Here is a 19,207-nt window from a genome sequence, read left to right as displayed (position 1 = left end):
CCACGAAAATCTCGTTGAGAAGATATTGGAATTTAATCAGGTCATAAAGAAATATGGTAAAAAATTGGATGACCTCTCTGAAACAGAATTTTATAACATTACAAACGAGATTTGCGCAGAGAACGAAAAAATGTATTGGTTTTATCATGTTTGATTTAAAAAGAGAGTATATGAAAAAGATTCTTTTTGTTATTATTCTTTTCAATTTTTTGTATGTTGTTAACAGTTACAACGCAGATGAATTCGGAGACTTTGATGTACATTATCAGCTGGGAAATGAATATAATAAGCGCGGGATGATTGAGGATGCAATTGCTGAATACAAAAAGGCCATTGAAATGAATGCCTGTTCCGCTAAGGCTTATAATAATTTGGGGGTGGCTTACAGCAAAAAGAAGTTATTTGATGAAGAGATTATTGCATATAAAAAGGCGATTGAGTTAGACCAAAATTATAGAGATGCATACTTTAATCTGGGAATCGCATATGGTGCAAAAGGAATGGTGGATGACGAGATCAGGACGTATCAAAAGGTTATTGAACTCGATTATGAGAATTTTGAGGCGCTGTATAACCTGGGACATGCATATCGTGAAAAGGAAATGCACGATGAATCCATTGCTGCATATAAAAGAGTAATCGAAATCGATCCAAGTTATATTGACGCATATTTCAATTTGGGTGTTTCATACGGTAAAAAAGGTTTGTTAGATGATGAAATTCTGCAATATAAGAAAGTATTGGACTTGAATCCCAATAGCGCCGAGGCACACTTTAATTTGGGGATTGCATACGGTGAAAAAAAGATGTATAAGGAACAAGTACTTGAGTACAAAAAGGCCATCGCCATTAACCCGAAGTATGCAAAGGCATATAAAAATCTTGAGTCTATTTATCGTGAAAAAGGGATGAATGAAGATGCTGATAGGGAATTGTCCAAATATAACGATTTAGTGAAGCGTTGAAAATATGGATTCATAGAAACGGAGAGTGTTGTCTGTTTTGAGCTAAGTTTTAATGATACTGTAAAAGTAATGGGAGGAAATGCAAATGATAGATAAGCTGAATCAAATAATTACTGAAAAGTCCGAAAAGATTATGGGCAATCAAAAAGTAGAAGGATTTGTGAATAATGTAGGGGGGGTACTTTGTTTTGTTGGTGCTGTTGTATTTGGCATTATGTTTATCGTATGCAGTGCCAGCCTCATGAAGACTGGCAAGAATTATGTGGTAAAACCATCTGCAGAAGAAGAACACGAGACTGAAGCAACATCTGAGCCAGCTGCTACGGAAGAAGCAACGACAACCGAGCAGAGTACTGAATAGCTGCAAAAAGCATCCGCAGAAATCCTAAGATAAGCGGTCAGTGATATTTTCATCAATCTTACCATTCCAAAGTAAATCGTAATTTTTGTATAATAAGAATTTCTCATATAGTTATTGATTCTGTTTAAGGATGAAAAATTCGTGATGAAAAAGCTATTCCTGTTAACGTGCGTTTTCTGTCTGTTTCTGTGTTTATTAATTTTAAAACCAGCTCATGCCATTTTTTTGCAGCTGACCACGGAGCAGATACAAGAAGCCATCGAATATTGTCAGAAAAACAGACATGTAAGCATTGCCACCTTTTCAAGGCCATGGACTATTTCTCAGGATAAAGGCTATGGGTCTGCGACGTTGTTTACACCTTTTCACAATGTTGCTTACAAGGCAAGAAAAGCTGCTGTGGAACACAGAGAATTTACCCCTAAAGATATTCAGCAGGCAGTAGAAATTGGAGATGCGCTTACCTTTTCAGTTACAGTCTATGGTGATGATTATAATTTTTCTAAGTATTATTCTGCCAAGCTTTATTATAAGGACGATGTAATACAACCCGAGTTCGAGTTTGTACCGGAATTAGCAGATGCCAGCGAATTTTGGCCCAATTCTCCATGCCATTCAGCCCGCCTTGTCTTTAAGTTCCCAACAAAAGGTGTTGATTTAAATTCGGTTATCACCCTGGTAGTTGTCGCTCCTGGCGGGGAAGAGACCTTGTATGATTTTAACCTTTCAAAGATGAAATAGGCATCTTCTTATCCCTCCGCTTACGAATACAACTAAAAGGATAAATTATGAAAAAAGGTATTCTGTTAACTTTTATAAGTTTGGGTATAGCTTCATTGTCAGTGGGATGTGCGGGACTTTCTACAAAATTGTCAGCGCCCCAAGATGACCGTCTGGCTATGGTCGACCAAAGAATACAGGATCTTGAGCAAGGATTATCGAATCTAAACAGCTTTGCTCAAAATCTGGGAGAACGTATTGAAGAGCTTTCACAAAGAGCTGCAGATGCGGACACAAATTACTCGAAGCTTCAGAGCGCTCTGGATGGATTAAATTCCAGGGTTGAGATGAAGGATAGCTCTTATGAAACCATTCTCACTGAGACGCAAAAAAGTATAAACGATCTTGAAAAGAAGCTAACTGATATTGAAAAAGCAAAAACCGATTTGCAAAACCAGTTCTTGAGTCTTCAGACCCAGAGGTCCCGTCTTATTGGTTCGAAGATTGATCAACAAGCTGAGGCCATGAAAGAAGAGGCAAAAGAGATGGTTGAGCAGGGACGGGAGATGATTAAAGAGATAACGGCTGAAAGAAAATCAGAAGAAGATGAAAAAATAGAGGCAATAGCTGCAAACCAAGAAAAAGAGGCATCACAGAAGCTGTTGGATGAAGCACTAACTCTTTACAGGGAAGGGTATTATAAAGAAGCGATTGGTAAATGGGAGGAAGTGCTTGTAATTGACCCTGAGAATCTTGAGGCAAAATTTAATATTGAAATAGCAAAAGAAAAGATTAAATCTATTTCGGAAAAATAGTTTGTTGTTTGTTCCTAACGAAAGGAAGATGGAATGTCAAGTATGGTCAATTTCTCAAATGCAAGAGCGGTAAGTTTCACTTCATGAAACGACTGAGAAACACCTTCGTCCTGTCACTTTTGGGGGTGAAAAATAGCACATTAGGATTCCCCTGTTCCACAATTTCTCCCTTCTCTAAAAAGATCACCTGTGTCGAAATATCCCTTGCAAAACCCATTTCGTGCGTCGCAATTATCGTAGTCATCCCCTCCGATACCAGATCCTTGATAACCAGGAGCACCTCTTCAATCATCTCAGGATCAAGGGAAGATGTTGGTTCATCAAAGAGCATTGCTTCAGGCTTCATTGCCAGGGCACGTGCAATAGCCACCCTCTGCTGTTCACCACCTGATAGCTGCCCGGGATATTTTGTGGCCTTTTCCTCCAGATGTACCTTCTTGAGTAACGAGAAGGCATTTGACTCGGCCTCAGTTTGATGAACACCCAGTACAAAAATCGGCGTAACAGTTATGTTCTGTAGCACTGTCATGTGTGGAAAAAGATTAAATTGCTGAAAGACCATTCCTACCTTCCGTCGTATGTTTTTTACCGTGATGGTTTCTTGTTCCTTATGGTAACCCTGTTCATGAAAGCCGTAAAGTTTTTGACCATCTACTGTTATGGTGCCCCTTTGAAACGTTTCTAATCCATTAATACACCTCAAGAGTGTGCTCTTGCCGCTGCCAGACGGCCCAATAATGGTAACAACACTTCCTCTTTCTATTACCAAATTCAGTCCTTGAAATAAGGGTTGATGATCATATTTCTTGAATAGATTACAAATTTTTATCATGAGATTTTAGTTTTTTTTCTAATTTTCTGGAATACAGAGAAAGGGGATAGCTCATACCAAAATAGAGGAGTGCTGTAATAATTCCCAATTTAAAAAAATCCATCGAGGCTGACGCCAATATGCTATAACTCTTTGTGAGTTCAGTTATAGCAATGACGGAGACCAGGGACGAATCTTTAAACAAGGCAATAAAATCATTGGTCATGGGTGGTATGGTAATGCGGAACGTCTGTGGCAGGATGATTCGTTTTAAGGTCAGACTTCTCGACATCCCTAGCGAAAGGGCAGCCTCGGTTTGGCCTCTGGGGATAGCCTGGATACCCGAACGATAAATTTCAGCTTCATAAGCAGCGTAGTTCATACCCAACCCAAGGATTGCAGCGGCAAAGGCACTCATGGCAATACCAATGTTCGGCAAGCCATAATACAAGATATACAACTGAATAAGAAGCGGAGTTCCGCGGTAAATCTCAATATAGGCCGTAGAAATCATCTGTAACCACTTATTCCCGTATAATCTCATAACCACGAGAACAAGCCCCAGAATAATGGCCAGCATCATAGACAAAACGGAGATACCTACGGTAACCAGCGCTCCTTTTAACAAGGTAGGTAAAAATCTGGTTACGGCAACAGGTGTCTTTTCAGAAGCAGACGGAGGACTTTCTGTGTATTTTTGTAAACGCCCCTTATGCAAAAAGAGCTTTTCTTGTGAGGCATTCCATAACCCCCAATGGCTATAGATCTTTTTTAATTCCCCTGATTTCGAGAGTCTCTCAATGATTTTGTTTAACTCATCGGCCAATGCTGTATCTTCTTTCCGGAGGGCAATGGCATAGTACCCCTCACCCACCGGAGCGTCCACCATACGCAACTGCGGGTTAGGCATGGCATAATAAGCTGCAATGGGTAAATCTACGAAGACGGCATCAATACGGTTTAAAGAAAGATCTTTGAATGGTTCCACCTGTCCACTGTACGTGTTAACGGTAACACCTGCCATCTCTTCAAGGAGACGCCTGGCTTCCGTGTTATACAAGGTACCAACCTTTTTGCCCCGAAGGTCTTCCAGACGATTGATGCGATTATCTGATGCGCGGACAACTATCTGCAGGGCATACACATAGTACGGGCGGGTAAACAATACAGACTGAGCCCTATCCGGAGTAACTTCAATACCATTAAGCGCTATATCAAAATCCCCCCGTTGGAGGGAAAGCAGGATGTTGTCCCATGCGTTCTGGAAGTGTTGTACCTTTACTCCCAATTCCCTGGCAATGGCCTCAACAAGCTCTACCTCAAAACCGATGATTTTTGAAGGGTGTGCGGGATCGTGAAATACATACGGGGCACCCCCTTCTGCGTCAAATCCCCAGGTTATCACACCAGAACTCTTTATCTTTTCAAGGGTATTTTGATGTGCAAATGCATTGGTTATGGACAAATAAAGTACCGAAAGGCAAATCTGTAATAAAGCAAGGTATCGAATTATAAAAAGTCTATACTTCATAGCAACAAATATAAGTCATTCATGAAATCTTCTCAAGATAAATCCTTGAAATAGAAAGGAATTTAGGCTATAATCTTGTCGGTCTAAACACGCCGTCTTTTATACGACGGGCATTGTTTTTGAGGAAGTGATTTTTACAAAAGAGTTCTTGCGGAATAATAGTTACCTTCCTGATAAAAGCCTCAACAGGTTGCAAAAGGACAAAACGGTTCCAGGTTTCGATTGCATCTCAAAGAAAAACCCTTGAGTTTTTCAGGTTTTCATGGACTATTGACAGAAATGAGAAGGAACTCTCAAGGAAAGAAATTCTTCTTATATCCTGCAGGCAGTCATTCTACTTCCCCACAATAAACTAGAAGGTATATCAAGGCTGAGCCAAATCGATCTAAAATCTGCTGTAAATACAAGGTGTTTATTATACCTGTTCATTTCCCGAAATCAATTGAAAGCACTTAGAAAATATTTTACATTTGAAAGAATACTATGGAGAAATTAGAAAAATTTAGACTATTGGGTTTATCAGAAAACACGTTAGATGCATTAAGGAAAAAAGGCTTTGAAGAGCCTACTCCAATCCAGCAAAAGACTATCCCGGCCCTCATGACAGGAGAAGTAGATATTATCGGGCAGGCACAAACAGGAACAGGAAAGACTGCAGCATTCGGACTCCCCATACTTGAAGGGATAAAAGAAAAATCAAAAATTGTTCAGGCACTTATTCTTGTTCCAACAAGAGAGTTGGCTATCCAGGTCTCAGAAGAGTTAAACTCTTATAAAGGACAAAAACTGCTGCAGATCGCGCCTATTTATGGAGGCCAGTCAATAGAAGAACAGTTTAGGAGGTTGAAAAAAGGGATTGATGTAGTGGTAGGGACTCCCGGAAGGATATTGGATCATATAAAAAGAAAAAGTCTCGTGCTGAAAAATATATCATATTTAGTCCTGGACGAAGCAGATGAAATGTTAAATATGGGATTTATTGACGATGTGGAAGAAATTATTAAAAATACCGGTTCAATGAAGAGAATGCTGCTCTTTTCCGCTACAATGCCAGGGAAAATAATAAGTATAGCAGAAAAGTATATGAAAAAATATGAGATGATTGGAGTAAAAAAAGAGCAGCTTACAACAAATTTAACAGATCAGATATATTTTGAAGTAGCACCTTCAGATAAATTTGATGCATTATGCAGGATCGTAGATTTTGAACACGAATTTTACGGCCTGGTATTTTGCAGAACGAAGATTGATGTTGATACTGTAGCAAATAAGCTTATAGAAAGAGGGTATGACGCAGAAGCGTTGCATGGAGATATCTCTCAAAATCAGAGAGAAATAATATTACAGAAATTCAGAAAGCAAAGAATTAATATCCTGGTGGCTACAGATGTTGCCGCCAGGGGTATAGATATTCATAACTTAACGCACGTAATAAACTACTCCTTACCTCAGGACCCTGAATCGTATGTCCATAGAATAGGAAGAACGGGTAGGGCTGGAAAGGAAGGGACTGCCATAACTTTTGTTACGCCCGATGAATATAGAAGACTTGTTTTTATTAAAAAGTTTGCAAAAACTGACATTCGAAAAGAAAAACTGCCGAAAATAGCAGATGTGATAAATCAAAAAAAATCCAGGATAAAGATACAACTTGCAAATATTATTAAGTCAGAAGATATGAATGGATATCTTGGACTTGCACAAGAAATGCTGAAGGAAAATGAGGCAGAAAAGATTCTGGCTGCCCTTTTAAAACATTCCTTTCAGGATGAACTGGATGAAAGTAATTATAATGAAATAAGAGATGTTTCTATTGATAGAAAAGGGACATCAAGGCTCTTTGTAGGATTAGGAAAAATCGACGGTATGACTCCCAAAAAATTAGCGGACTTCATAAAACAGCAAGCCAGAGTTTATAGAGAAAAAATAAAAGATATTCAAATATTTGATAAATTCTCTTTTATAACAGTTCCTTTCGAAGAAGCAGAAATAATACTGAATATTTTTAAAAAGAAAAAAGGCAGGAAAAGGCCAATTGTTGAAAGAGCAAAAAGATGAGAATGTTTACAACTATTCAATAATAAAATAGTCACCGAATCTCTTGGTGAGATTTCAATTTGTCGCAAATAGCAAATTCAGACTCGGCCTCCACATGCATACCCTTTTCCTGGTAAAGCAAACCTAAATTTTTATGAGCATCTATATCATCCGCATTGATATCCAAAACCTTTTTATAGGCATCAATGGCCTCGTCCTGTTTGCCGATCTTTTGATAAACAAGCCCAAGATTGAAAAAGGCATTCGCAATATTCGGATCGATTTCAACCGCCTTTTCCCAGCAAGGAATGGCAGTAGTATGCATATCTTTTTTCGCATAGGCATTGCCCAATTTATAGTATATCTCTGCATGATCGGGATAGATTTCTGTGACCTTTTCCCAGGTTTGTATGGCCTGGTCTGTTAAACCCTGTATATCATAAACGTCAGCGAGACTGGTCTGGGCGTCGAAATCGGTTGGGTTTATTTCAAGAACTTTGTTCCACATGGAAATGGCCTTATCCAGCCTGTTCTGGTTATAATATGCCACCCCCAGATTAAAATAGGCATCCGTATTTTTGGGATTAAACTCAACGGTCTTCCTCCAGGCAGCAATTGATTTTTCATGTTTCCCCACAGTAGCAAAGAGTTCGCCGGAATTGTAATAGGCCTCTGCATAATTGGGCTTGACATCGATGGCCTTGTTGTATTCTGACAATGCCTCTTCTAACATATCCTTTTCCGTATAAACCTCACCAAGCTTAACGTGCGCCTCAGCAATTTTTGGATTAAGCTTGATTGCTTTTTCCAGGGAGGCTACTGCATCTTCAGGTCTGCCTTCTTCGCTATAGATGAGTCCAAGGCTATAGTGTGCTTCTGCAAATTTTGGCTCTAATTCCAACACCTTTTGAAAAGCATCTGCTGCCTCACGGAGATCACCCTTTGCATAGAGCGCAACCCCCAGGTTATTAAAAGCCTCGGTATAATTTCTATTCAATTGAATGGCAGATTTGTGTTCACTGATTGACTTTTCAAGATTGCCCTGTTCATAATACAATATGCCGAGATAATTGCGGGCCTCTGCATCTTTAGGATTTAAATCAAGTGCTTGTTTAAATTCATCCATAGCCTTGTCAATTGATGTCTTCTTGTAATATGCTAATCCCAGCATGAAATGGGCATCGGCTTCTTTCGGGTCGATTTTGATTGCCCTTTTGAGATGAGTGATGCATTCGTTCATTATATCTTCTTCGTAATAGAGGAGTGCTAAATTATAGTGTGTATCTGCTACGGAAGGATCCAACTCAATACTTTCTTTAAATGCTGAGACAGACTCCGTAAACGCATTCTTCTTTTTGTAAGCGAGACCAAGGTCGTTGTAAGCATCTGCTCTTTCTGTTATTTGATTCGGTTTATAGTAAGATATGGCAGCAAGCAACTCGGCAATGGCTTCGTCCAATTTGTCATTTTCATAATAAACCTTTCCCAAATAATGACGCACTTCACCATCTTCTTTTATTCCTTCGGCAGCCAGCTTCAATTCCTCCAAGGCCTCTTCTGTCATTCCTTTTTTGAAGTAAGAAATCCCCACGGTCTTGTGCTGTCCTGGTGTAGTTGCTCCGGTGAACTTGTCAGTAATCGAATTCAGATACCCCCCCTTGGGTTTCTTTTCCGCCTTGGCATAATAAGGTGTTCTGCATGCTATGGGAAGAATGGCCAGCAAGAGATATATCCAGAGTTGTTTATTTCTTTTCACGATATTTTTAGGAAGCAAAATAATGGACGGATATAAACGTTGATTATTACTGTGTTATATCCCGTCATAGAAAACTCTATGTCGTAAATATTTAAAAATTCAATCTATCAAAGTAGTATCTTAATGTCAAATAGTTATTTCCAGGCTGTTTTCAGGCTTTTCTATGTCTTTTGATATTTTCTAATTTCTTTTGATTCTATCAGCATTTTCAAGTCATGCAAGGGAATTTACTTCTTGTATGTTTTTACCAGTTTTGCTATGTTTTTATGATTAGGTACGGCATAAGTACGACATGAATAAGGGGGGTATGGACATTACATGCATGGACATTTTTAATAATACCCCCTTGTGATAGAAAAACAGCAAAAAGGGTTTAAGCGAAAAATTTTCGCATTTCAGGTTGCATGGAAAACGGCGGGATGGAATATTTTTGCTGTTTAAAATAGCGTTTTAATGCGATAAAAACGATCCTAAGTATGGCAAACGTGGTTTAGGTCGATGTAAGCAATCCGACTGTTAAAAACATGTGTTTTCCAAAGCTTTTTGGTGGGTATTTTTGAATTTAAGAGGTTAATTAAGACCTTTGATAAGATGTATTTGGTTTGACAAGTAGAGTAAAGTTGTTAGAATACCGGCAAAACAACCTGTACCTGTTATGAGTCATGGTCATACAGGACGGTGATTAGATTGGATGGAAACATCCATGTAAAAAAGGCTGATTGTGGAAGCCATGACCTTCTGCAATTGGCCTTTTTTGTTGGAATAAAGAGGAAAAGAAATGGCTTCAAAGACATTAGGTAAAAAAATATCAGATAAAAAAATAAGTGATATGACTGTGAGAGAGTTTAAGAAACTTATAAAAGACACGGTCTTAGAGGTTATCGATCCTGATTATGGATTTGAATTGAGACCAGAGGTTGAAAAGGAATTGCTGAAATCAAAAAAGAAGAAAGAAAAGGGAATCCCACTTGAAACGGTAGTAAAGGAACTGGGGCTTGAATAAGTACCGCGTAATCATTCAACCAAAAGCAATTGATGAGTTATCAAAAATTGAGAAAAGAACGGCGAAAAGAATTACCAGCAAATTAAAATGGCTTTCTGAGAATGTTGAGGCATTAAACCTATTGCACTTACATGGTAACCTTGCTGATTTCTATAAATTACAAGTTGGAGACTATAGAATTATTTATGAAATAGACCATAACAAGAAAGTTATTACCGTACACAAAATAGGGCACAGGCGGGATATTTATAAATAAGCATGTGATTCGTATACAAGACTTAAGGAGTTAAAAATGAAAAGGTTAACTTGGGGAATATTATTCATTTTCGTTTTATTCACACAGATAAATGCGTATGCGGACTTACAAGTTTATGGTTATGTCTACGATGAAAATGATGTACCATTGGAAAATGTTAAAGTAAGCACAAAAGATAATTATAATATATTTACTGACACTACAAATGCAAATGGTTGGTATACTCTTGGCAGTTTTTACGAAGGTATTAAACCACAAAAATATACATTTAAGTATGAAAAATCAGGATATCAGAGCCTAACAAAAGAAATAGATTTTACTACTGTATCAGCCGAGTATAGCTATCAATTAGAAAGAGTTACATTAATAAAACTACCATCAACACCAACGCCAACACCAACACCGATAGCAACTTCAACACAAATAAATATTGCCGGTACTTGGAAAGGATATTTAACAATTCCAGAATGGGGTAGTGATTCAGTCACCGCATACCTGGAGCAAAATGGGAACAATATCACAGGAAAAGCCCTGACAATATCAAGAAGGGAGAGATGCTTCCGTATTACGAACAGCATCTTGGATTTAAAATAACCGAAATTAACTCCACGTATTATACAATTCCCTCCCCAAAATCCTTTGAAGGCATGCTAAAAAAGACGTCTCCCAATTTTGAGTTTACCGTCAAGGCGCATAAGTCCATGACCCATGAGATACGGGATAAAGATACAGGGGCATTCATTGATAATAAAGATGCCTTTGACCGCTTCTTATATGCCATCGAACCTTTAAAGAAAGAGAACCGGCTAACCGCAGTCCTTGCTCAATTCCCCTATAGCTTTCATGCAGTAAAGGACAACTATAACTACCTCCTGACTTTCAAAGAGAGACTGAAAGACATACCGTTGTTGGTAGAGTTTAGGAACTATTACTGGCATAGCGAAAGAGGTCTGACATTTCTTAAAGAGAACAATATTGGATACTGTATCGTAGACGAACCCAAACTCAAAGGTCTTATGCCATATAATCCAACGGCAACAACCGACCTGGGATACTTCAGGTTTCATGGCAGGAATACGAACTGGTTTGATGCATCAGTAGCAGAACGATATGACTATCTGTACACGTCAGAAGAATTGAAGTCTTTCGTACCCGATATAAAGAATATATCCGGCACTACCAGGAATACCTTAGTTCTGTTTATTAACTGCCATGCAGGGAAGTCGGTTAAAAATGCAATTGAGATGTTAAAGTTAATTGAGGGAAAAGCCGACTCCAACGGTTTCCCTTAATTCTTACTCTTGGAGAGTCATTTATTGGAGAAATGACAGATGGAAGACATACCAGAGACCGTTCAATGGGTTTTAGATTTTCTCAACATAAAGAGTAAACCTGGGCATCCCAACCAGTATATGTTTCCTTATGAACGCAGATACCTTAAGCGTCCACCATTGCCACAGGATGTATCACACCTTGTACTCGAACACGACAGAATCATAAACAAAGTTACAGGCTATGAATGGCAGATCATAAAAAAGAAGCCAACTATTAACATTTCCAAGATAGAAGAAGAACTTAAAAAGTTAAGAGAAAGGCGCAAAAAATTACTAGAGGAACACCATGAACTAATAGATTATTATGAGGATATGGTCAAAAAAAGTGAAAAAATTGTTCCAAAGCAAAACAATTCGGAAGTACTAAAAAGACTCGATTCAAAAAAAGATATAATATTTGGCGGCATTAATGCTGCTCCAAGTCTTAAGGATTTTAAGGAATTCTTTTTAAAAGCTGGAATAACACCTAAAAGAGGCGATGAACTCGTTACGGAAGATGGACGTCCTTTGTCATCTTTAAACCCAGAAATTAAACCTCCCGGAAGTTTTAACTTCTCTGACGAATGGAAACTACATTTTGAAAATAGGTTTTACAGCCAATTACTAGATATACGGGGTGAATTATCCAGAATTCTTGCTAATCTCGTATGGAATACAAAAACTTATGATAACGAACGTCCTGCAAGTGAAGTTTTACAGAGTTATATGGAAACAATCAGAAAACCTTATTTGGAATGGTGGAAAGAGGACGAATTACCGGCAGAAGACGAGGAAACATTTGATGGAAGGAAATACAGAGGTAGGAATACTCTGGTAATGGATAGTATGCAATATAAAAAACCATTTCCACACTACGGTATGATACCACATGCGATTTATGCCTGTATTCTGGATTTCGGAATTAACAATAAGGAATTACACTCACGTTTAAAGCAATGCCCGTTATGTGGGACATTCTTTATAAGAATTAAAAGCAAAGGACAGCCTAGAAAGTATTGTAAAGGATGCGAAGACATATTTAATCAACCTTCCAGAAAAAAGAATAGTAAGGCTTCACAAGAATGCAAGAGGCGTAAAAAAATAAGTGAGGTAAATAATAAAATTTCTAAACTTACTCATTACTTCGAAGAACGTGGCTATCCTAAAGAAGAAGCCAAGATTATGGCTAAAGAAGCGGTAAGAAACGGAGAAACCATTGATGATCATTTAAAACCAACAACTGATAGGTAATGGCTTTATTCCTGATTAAAGCTATTGCCCGATAATTTTGCAAAAGTATTAATAAATTAATAAAATCCTTCGCAGATTGGTCGTTGTCTTAACGATTTTATTTGCGAAGGATTTTTTTATTTGGGGGTTTAAGTTATGGTTGTAAAAGACGGTTACAGATTTGTTCAAGGTTTGATTCCAACGAAAATGCATAGGGAACTAACTGAGGTTAGCAGAAAAATGGGGCAATCCAGATCAGAAACTCTTAGGAATGCGATTGAGGCTTTCTTGAAAAATAAAAAATGTGAGTGTTCAGGAGACAGTAGAAATGCCTGAAAGAAATCATTTTACCAACGAAACAGAAAGCGAAGTATTTTTAAAATATGCTTTGGATTATGCAGCGTTAGGGTGGCCAGTCATTCCATTACACACAATTAACCAGAAAGGCTATTGTACCTGTGGCATGGCTAAAGATTGTGAAAGTCCAGGTAAACATCCAAAAACTAAAAATGGACTAAAGGACGCCACATCAGATATTGAGCAGATTAAAAAGTGGTGGCCGAAAGAATCAGCTTTACCAAGCAATATCGGTCTTGTGACTGGTGGTAAAAGTGGTCTTGTGGTCATCGATGTTGACGGCGATGAGGGCTTTGAGGCTTTAGGTCGGGAACGTATTAAAGACTTGCAAAATGAATCAGTACCATGCGTGAGAACAGGCCGGGGGGTACATTACTATTTTAAGTCAAAGACGCCGATAAAAACGCAGCCAGGCTTCGTCAATAAGGTCGATATAAAGGCAGAGGGTGGTTATGTCGTTGCCCCACCCAGTGTACATATTAGCGGGAGGCGTTATGAATGGTGTTAATCCAGATATAGTCTTGCCAGAAGTGCCGTCATGGGTGTTTAACAGACGGAATATCAGCGAAAAGATAACTGTTCCGAGAACGGCAAATAATTCTATCCCCGAAGGTCAACGGAATGATACGCTATTTAAGCTTGCCTGTAGTCTCAGGGCAAAGGATGTGTCCTATGATACGGCATTATCCACATTGGAAGCTGAAAACCAAAAGCGGTGTAATCCGCCATTGTCAGAAACAGAAGTTAAAAATATTCTCAATTCTGCTTATAGATATGAACTAACGGGAATTGTTAGTTTTAATTGTACTGATTTGGGTAACGCCAAAAGGCTGGTTTCACAATACGGACACATAATCCGATATTGCTTTGCCTGGAAGAAATGGCTTATTTGGGACGACAAGACCTGGCACATTGACAATAATGGCCAAATTCTGAGACTTGCAAAGGACACCGTTAAACAAATCTACACGGAAGCAGCAACGATCATCGATACACAACAACGGCAGAGTATAGCTAAGTGGGCAGTATTTAGCGAATCAGAACATAGATTAAATGCTATGGTATCGCTTGCACAAAGTGAACCGGGTATTCCGATTTCACCACAAGAGCTTGACGTTGGTGCATACTTTCTAAATTGCCTTAATGGATTGATTGACCTGAAAACGGGAATACTCAAACCGCATGATCCGAAAGACTTCATCACGAAGATAATACCTGCCGAATACAATCCAAGAGCTCCCTGTCCGACATGGATTGAATTTCTTGAAACCATTTTTAATTGGAATTACGACCTTATTCGGTATTTGCAGAGGGCTATTGGGTATGCCCTGACAGGTGATGTTTCCGAACAATGCCTTTTTCTTTTACATGGTACAGGAAGTAACGGCAAAACTACTTTCTTGGCATGTTTAGGGATGTTGCTTGGTGACTATGCACAGGCTGCGGATTTTGAAACATTTCTTATCAGAAAAAACGAAACAATTCGAAACGACCTGGCAAGGATGACAGGCAAACGATTTATTTCAGCTGTTGAAACAGAAGGCGAAAGGCGACTGGCTGAAGTATTAATCAAACAGCTAACAGGCGGGGATACCATTACGGCAAGATTCCTTTTCGGTGAGTATTTCGACTTTCGACCAACATTCAAGATATGGCTGGCCGCTAACCATAAGCCTAATATCAAGGAGACGTATTCGGCTAATTCCATTTACCGTAACCATTCCAGAAGACAAAAAGGATCCCAAACTTTTGGAGAAGTTGAAAGACGAAATGCCTGGGATACTTGTTTGGGCTGTCCAGGGTTGCCTTGAATGGCAGCGCATTGGACTGCAAACACCCGATGAGGTAAAATCCGCAACGAATAGTTGTCGTGAGGAAATGGACGTTATCGGGGCGTTTCTTTCAGAATGTTGCATTTTAACACCAGAGGTAAAAGCTAAAGCAGGCGACCTGTATGAATTATATAAAAAATGGTGTGAAAGTAATGGTGAATTCCTGTTAACGCAACGTATTTTTGGATTACGGTTGGCAGAACGGGGTTTAGAAAAAGTGAAATCAGGGGGTAATTTTTGAAAAGGTATCGGCATTAAACAAACGTGAAATCCGTACCCATGCGTACCCATGTACCCTTAATTCTCTAAAGTTTTTTAGATTTTTCTCGTATAGGGACTTTCCAGACTTATGGGTACAAGGGTACGTAAGGGTACGAAGTTATTTTGATTTTCTTTTATTTGTTTTGATTTATTCAGCTTTAACTTTTTGAGAGGTAAAAAAAAATGTCGAACGTGATAGGCGAAATTTGTAAGAAGGAAGGTGAAAAGATACTGGTGTCTATGAAGGAATACAAGGGCTTTGATTACCTGGACATTCGTACCTTTTTCTTGAACGATAAAGACGAATGGTGTTTCACGAAGAAAGGTATAACGTTACCACCTGCAAAAATAAGCGAATTGGTAAACATACTTCAAAAGGCAAAAGGACATATAAAACTTAATAAAGAGGGCTAAATATGGATGAGAAAATAGAAAAATTCAACGGCAAGCTTCTTACCCCACAAGAAGCGGGTGACTATTTAGGTATTAAGCTTAGCAAGGTCTATCAAATGTGTATGAAACGTGAAATACCGTTTGTGAAAATCGGACGGCTAAACAGATTCAGACGTCAGGACTTGGATAAGTGGATTGAATCGCATATTCAAGGGGCAAATGATGTACATTAGAAAGAGCAAGGAAGAACTCCAAAGGGAATGGGCTGAGTTTCAGAGAGAGCAAGAAAAGATATTTGATGAACTGCTTATTGAAAAAGGTATAAAGAAACCAGAACAAATAAAGAATGACAAAAATGAGTAATGCCTTAAAGAGTCCTGTTAATCGCTTTGGTGGTAAATTCTATTTGCGGGATTTTCTTGTCCAGCATATACCACAGCATACACTTTATTGTGAACCGTTTTGCGGGGCTGGACATTTATTTTTTGCCAAAGAACCTTCTCAGGTGGAAGTTATAAACGATATTGACGGTTATTTGATAGGTTTCTTTGAACTCTTAAGGAATGATACGAAAAGGTCAAAGCTGATACAAACACTTGATAGCATGCTGTATTCAAGAAAACTCTGGCAAGATATACGTTTTAGGTGGAAGGCTGGAAATATCCCTGTAGATGAGATTGATAGGGCGGCATGGTGGTATTATCTCAATAAAACTACCTTTGCCGGTGATCAGAAGCGGGGCGGGTTTGCAATACCTTCCGTAACTGGCCGTAATCCAGCACAATCATTTAGAACGGCAATTGATACCTTTGAGGATGTAGCCAGAAGGCTTAAGAACGTTACCGTTGAGAATTTACCTTATGCGGAATGTATCAAACGGTATGACAGTCAAGACACCCTGTTTTATTGTGACCCCCCTTATTTGAATGCAGAACACTATTACGGTAATGATTTCTTTAGCCAGGAAGGCCACTATAAGCTTGCAGAACTCTTGAGCGCGGTAAAGGGTAAAGTTATGTCTCACACTATCAGAATGGCCTATACGATGAATTATACAAGGGCTGGAATCGGTATGAGTATCAATCTTTTAAGGGTAGTCACAAGTCTACAGGTGAGTCTAAGCCAGTAACGAAAGAAATTTTACTCTGCAACTTCACAGTTAAACAGAAGTCCTTATTTTCCGGCAATTAAGGAATGAATATGAATTGGTATGACTTTCTATTCTGGATGATAAGTTTTGAACTAACAAGGGCGGTTTGCTGGATGATCTGGACGGTCTTGCAATGGCATTAATGCGTATGCTTAGAATGCTTCTGGCTGTATTTCAACCAGGCAAGAAAAATAAGGCAAGATACGATCACTATGGCGTAAATAATTCCAAGTCCTGTCATTTTTCTGTCTCCTGTTTATCAATAACGAGACCAACGATAACCGGGATTATGGTTGCTATTATTCCAACAACCAATATCCAGTATTTTAAATTAGCAGGGTTTGCAAATTGAGCTACCACTAAGGCAGCAAAATCAATCTTGGCTATATCGTAAAAGAATTTGGCAAGATTGGTCTTTTGTTTCTCATTCATACGTCTCATAGAATAATACCAATTTCACTAAAACACGTCAAAAGAAAAAAGGATAGATAAAAACAGTTAACAATAAGAAAGGTAAACAATGCCATTACCTAAAATTGAGCGAAAGATTGATGTTGAGGAAGCGTTAAAATTGCGTATTAAGCATAGATTATCCTTTGAGGAAATAGGGAAAAGATTCGATTGCAGCGCACAAGCGGTACAACAACGTTTATCCAAGTTTCTGGCTATTCTCAAAGACCCTGATGTACTCCGGGCATACGAAGAAAACAAGTCGGCTATTCTAAGCAGTATTGAAATGGAGATGTTACAGAAGATGCTTGACCCAGAGACTTTACAAAAGGCTAGTCTCAATAATACTGCTTATACGTTCCAGCAAGTTTTTAACGCCAATAGGCTTACAAAAGGCCAGGCAACGGAGATTCACGACCAATTCACATTTCAAGCATCGTTAGAGGAAATTCGTAAACGCAAAGAGGAACTTTTAAAAGAAATACATGTAGAAGAAATAAAGACTCATGAAAAGACATGAAAAGAAATAAAAATATCCTTGCAATAACTGAAAAGGTACGGTAGGACGTACGGAAAATGAGGCGTTGGACGGAACGCATGAATATAATACCTGGTACCCGGCTTACCAGGTAGCGAAGGCAACGGCATCCTGTACCGTCCTACAGGGTGTTAGTTGCCTTTTTTATTTCAGAAAGGACGGTGAAACAATGGCTGTTAGGTATCGCAAATATTTCCAGCAATGTAAGCCTATTCCCTGTAATGGCAGACAGGGGAAGTATTGTCCAGGGGATCGGCCTAAGAAGGAAAACGGACAGTATAAGACCTGTGGGACATGGTGCATTGAATTCTTTGACGATCGGAAGGAATGGCAATCCCTGACCTTCAAGGACGTAAGGAACAAGACGGAAGCAGAGAAACGACTGGCTATGTTTATTGGTGATCGGGAACGTGGCAAACTGCAATTGCCAAAGAAAAAGGTTATTTCTACCCTTGCCGAATATTGCCAAAGATATTTAGAGCATTACAAAAGTGATAAAGAAAACACACGACTTGGAAGAGAGCGGGCGGTAAATGCCTTAACGAAGTATTTAGGGGATTATCGGCTGGATAAATTGACACCGTTTATCGTTGAGCGATTCAAGCTTTCCAGGCAGGAAACAGACAAAGTAGGTGCTATCACGGTTAATCATGACCTGGCTATACTGTCGCATTTATACAATACGGCCATAAAAGAGGGCGTCATTGATGGAAACCCATGTAAGGACGTTAAACGGCTAAAGGCAATGCAGTCCAGAGACAGGGTTTTATCTGAATCAGAGATACGTATATTGTTGAACACATTACAAGGCCGTGACCGTATGGCAGTCTTACTTGGCTTGTTTTGTGGATTACGGCTAAACGAAACATTAAAGTTAACATGGGATAATTTTGATTTTACCAGAAACCTGTTAACGCTTACTCAATCCAAGACAGGAAAACAAGTGACTGTTCCCTTGTCCGATTTCATGCTAAAGGAACTAACAGGCTATAAGGGCAATTGTAAAAGCAATAATCTGTTTGAGGATTCAGAAATAAACCAGTCGCTCATTACATGCCGTAGTAAGCATTTTAAAGAGTTGTTTGAACAACTGAGAATTCATGGCTTTACTTACCACTGTCTAAGACATTCCTTCGCCAGTTTACAGGGTGACTTGGGAACCGGCGCCGTTACCGTAAAGGAAATGCTGAGACATAGCGATCTGCGTATGACCTTGAAATATTCCCATATTGGATTAGATAGTAAGAGAAAGGCATCACAGGCTTTAACAGACCATATCCTAACCATGAGTGAAAGGGCTGTAACACCGATGATATCCCAAGCGGGTACGGCATAAGTACGACATGGGCAAATACAGGTTTTTATATACTCTTGTTGCGGTAAGACTTACAGAAGACAGGCAAATAACAAATAGTTATTTCCAGGCTG

The 19,207-nt window shown here is 38.9% G+C and carries 22 protein-coding genes; 18 read left to right on the top strand and 4 right to left on the bottom strand.

Annotation, left to right across the window (positions count from 1 at the left end):
- Positions 1–53 precede the first annotated feature (53 nt).
- The 4 genes from E3K36_10760 (at position 54) to E3K36_10745 (ending at position 2,861) form a co-directional block, all read left to right on the top strand.
- The gene (locus E3K36_10760) at positions 54–965 is read left to right on the top strand and encodes a tetratricopeptide repeat protein (protein ID MCF6155714.1); all 912 of its coding nucleotides are present in this window, start codon (positions 54–56) and stop codon (positions 963–965) included.
- Between the two features lie 85 nt (positions 966–1,050).
- A complete protein-coding gene (locus E3K36_10755; protein ID MCF6155713.1) occupies positions 1,051–1,326 on the top strand; it encodes a hypothetical protein in 276 nt (91 codons plus the stop codon).
- Between the two features lie 141 nt (positions 1,327–1,467).
- Complete coding sequence (locus E3K36_10750) at positions 1,468–2,067, top strand: hypothetical protein (protein MCF6155712.1); 600 nt, start codon at positions 1,468–1,470, stop codon at positions 2,065–2,067.
- Positions 2,068–2,114: 47 nt separating this feature from the next.
- Entirely contained in the window at positions 2,115–2,861 is a 747-nt protein-coding gene (locus E3K36_10745) for a hypothetical protein (GenBank protein ID MCF6155711.1), read from the top strand.
- A gap of 76 nt (positions 2,862–2,937) precedes the next feature.
- Here E3K36_10745 and E3K36_10740 read toward each other — a convergent pair whose 3' ends face one another.
- Positions 2,938–3,693, bottom strand: coding sequence for an amino acid ABC transporter ATP-binding protein (locus E3K36_10740; GenBank protein ID MCF6155710.1), 756 nt, complete (start codon positions 3,691–3,693; stop codon positions 2,938–2,940).
- Positions 3,677–5,158, bottom strand: coding sequence for a transporter substrate-binding domain-containing protein (locus E3K36_10735; GenBank protein ID MCF6155709.1), 1,482 nt, complete (start codon positions 5,156–5,158; stop codon positions 3,677–3,679). Before E3K36_10735 ends, E3K36_10740 begins: the two co-directional genes overlap by 17 nt.
- 528 nt (positions 5,159–5,686) lie before the next feature.
- Between E3K36_10735 and E3K36_10730 the strand changes: the two genes are divergently transcribed.
- On the top strand, positions 5,687–7,261 hold the full coding sequence (locus E3K36_10730; GenBank protein ID MCF6155708.1) for a DEAD/DEAH box helicase: 1,575 nt from the start codon (positions 5,687–5,689) through the stop codon (positions 7,259–7,261).
- A 31-nt stretch (positions 7,262–7,292) separates the two neighbouring features.
- Here the strand turns inward: E3K36_10730 and E3K36_10725 are convergent, their stop codons facing one another.
- Positions 7,293–8,996: a tetratricopeptide repeat protein gene (locus tag E3K36_10725; GenBank protein ID MCF6155707.1), complete on the bottom strand. Its 1,704-nt coding sequence runs from the start codon at positions 8,994–8,996 to the stop codon at positions 7,293–7,295.
- Positions 8,997–9,774: 778 nt separating this feature from the next.
- Between E3K36_10725 and E3K36_10720 the strand changes: the two genes are divergently transcribed.
- From E3K36_10720 to E3K36_10670, 11 genes are all read left to right on the top strand, one after another.
- The gene (locus E3K36_10720) at positions 9,775–9,999 is read left to right on the top strand and encodes a hypothetical protein (protein MCF6155706.1); all 225 of its coding nucleotides are present in this window, start codon (positions 9,775–9,777) and stop codon (positions 9,997–9,999) included.
- Positions 10,000–10,009: 10 nt separating this feature from the next.
- On the top strand, positions 10,010–10,255 hold the full coding sequence (locus tag E3K36_10715) for a type II toxin-antitoxin system RelE/ParE family toxin (protein ID MCF6155705.1): 246 nt from the start codon (positions 10,010–10,012) through the stop codon (positions 10,253–10,255).
- Between the two features lie 36 nt (positions 10,256–10,291).
- Positions 10,292–10,849: a carboxypeptidase regulatory-like domain-containing protein gene (locus E3K36_10710; GenBank protein ID MCF6155704.1), complete on the top strand. Its 558-nt coding sequence runs from the start codon at positions 10,292–10,294 to the stop codon at positions 10,847–10,849.
- Positions 10,810–11,547: a DUF72 domain-containing protein gene (locus E3K36_10705; GenBank protein MCF6155703.1), complete on the top strand. Its 738-nt coding sequence runs from the start codon at positions 10,810–10,812 to the stop codon at positions 11,545–11,547. Before E3K36_10710 ends, E3K36_10705 begins: the two co-directional genes overlap by 40 nt.
- Positions 11,548–11,586: 39 nt before the next feature.
- The gene (locus E3K36_10700; GenBank protein MCF6155702.1) at positions 11,587–12,819 is read left to right on the top strand and encodes a hypothetical protein; all 1,233 of its coding nucleotides are present in this window, start codon (positions 11,587–11,589) and stop codon (positions 12,817–12,819) included.
- A 307-nt stretch (positions 12,820–13,126) separates the two neighbouring features.
- A complete protein-coding gene (locus E3K36_10695; protein ID MCF6155701.1) occupies positions 13,127–13,663 on the top strand; it encodes a bifunctional DNA primase/polymerase in 537 nt (178 codons plus the stop codon).
- Positions 13,608–14,966, top strand: coding sequence for a hypothetical protein (locus E3K36_10690; protein MCF6155700.1), 1,359 nt, complete (start codon positions 13,608–13,610; stop codon positions 14,964–14,966). Before E3K36_10695 ends, E3K36_10690 begins: the two co-directional genes overlap by 56 nt.
- Entirely contained in the window at positions 14,926–15,228 is a 303-nt protein-coding gene (locus E3K36_10685) for a hypothetical protein (protein MCF6155699.1), read from the top strand. The genes E3K36_10690 and E3K36_10685 overlap by 41 nt, the downstream gene beginning before the upstream one ends.
- 203 nt (positions 15,229–15,431) lie before the next feature.
- Positions 15,432–15,662, top strand: a complete 231-nt coding sequence (locus E3K36_10680; protein ID MCF6155698.1) for a hypothetical protein — start codon at positions 15,432–15,434, stop codon at positions 15,660–15,662.
- A 2-nt stretch (positions 15,663–15,664) separates the two neighbouring features.
- The gene (locus tag E3K36_10675; protein MCF6155697.1) at positions 15,665–15,874 is read left to right on the top strand and encodes a DNA-binding protein; all 210 of its coding nucleotides are present in this window, start codon (positions 15,665–15,667) and stop codon (positions 15,872–15,874) included.
- A 113-nt stretch (positions 15,875–15,987) separates the two neighbouring features.
- Positions 15,988–16,770: a DNA adenine methylase gene (locus tag E3K36_10670; GenBank protein MCF6155696.1), complete on the top strand. Its 783-nt coding sequence runs from the start codon at positions 15,988–15,990 to the stop codon at positions 16,768–16,770.
- Between the two features lie 258 nt (positions 16,771–17,028).
- Here the strand turns inward: E3K36_10670 and E3K36_10665 are convergent, their stop codons facing one another.
- On the bottom strand, positions 17,029–17,223 hold the full coding sequence (locus E3K36_10665) for a hypothetical protein (protein ID MCF6155695.1): 195 nt from the start codon (positions 17,221–17,223) through the stop codon (positions 17,029–17,031).
- An 88-nt stretch (positions 17,224–17,311) separates the two neighbouring features.
- Here E3K36_10665 and E3K36_10660 point away from each other — a divergent pair, with 88 nt between their 5' ends.
- Together E3K36_10660 and E3K36_10655 are read left to right on the top strand one after the other, a co-directional pair.
- Positions 17,312–17,761, top strand: coding sequence for a hypothetical protein (locus E3K36_10660; GenBank protein MCF6155694.1), 450 nt, complete (start codon positions 17,312–17,314; stop codon positions 17,759–17,761).
- Positions 17,762–17,825: 64 nt separating this feature from the next.
- Positions 17,826–19,115, top strand: a complete 1,290-nt coding sequence (locus E3K36_10655; GenBank protein MCF6155693.1) for a site-specific integrase — start codon at positions 17,826–17,828, stop codon at positions 19,113–19,115.
- Positions 19,116–19,207 lie beyond the last annotated feature (92 nt).

This window comes from Candidatus Brocadia sp. (genome assembly GCA_021646415.1).
Classification (GTDB): Bacteria; Planctomycetota; Brocadiia; order Brocadiales; family Brocadiaceae; genus Brocadia.
This window is presented reverse-complemented; position numbering and strand designations above follow the sequence as displayed.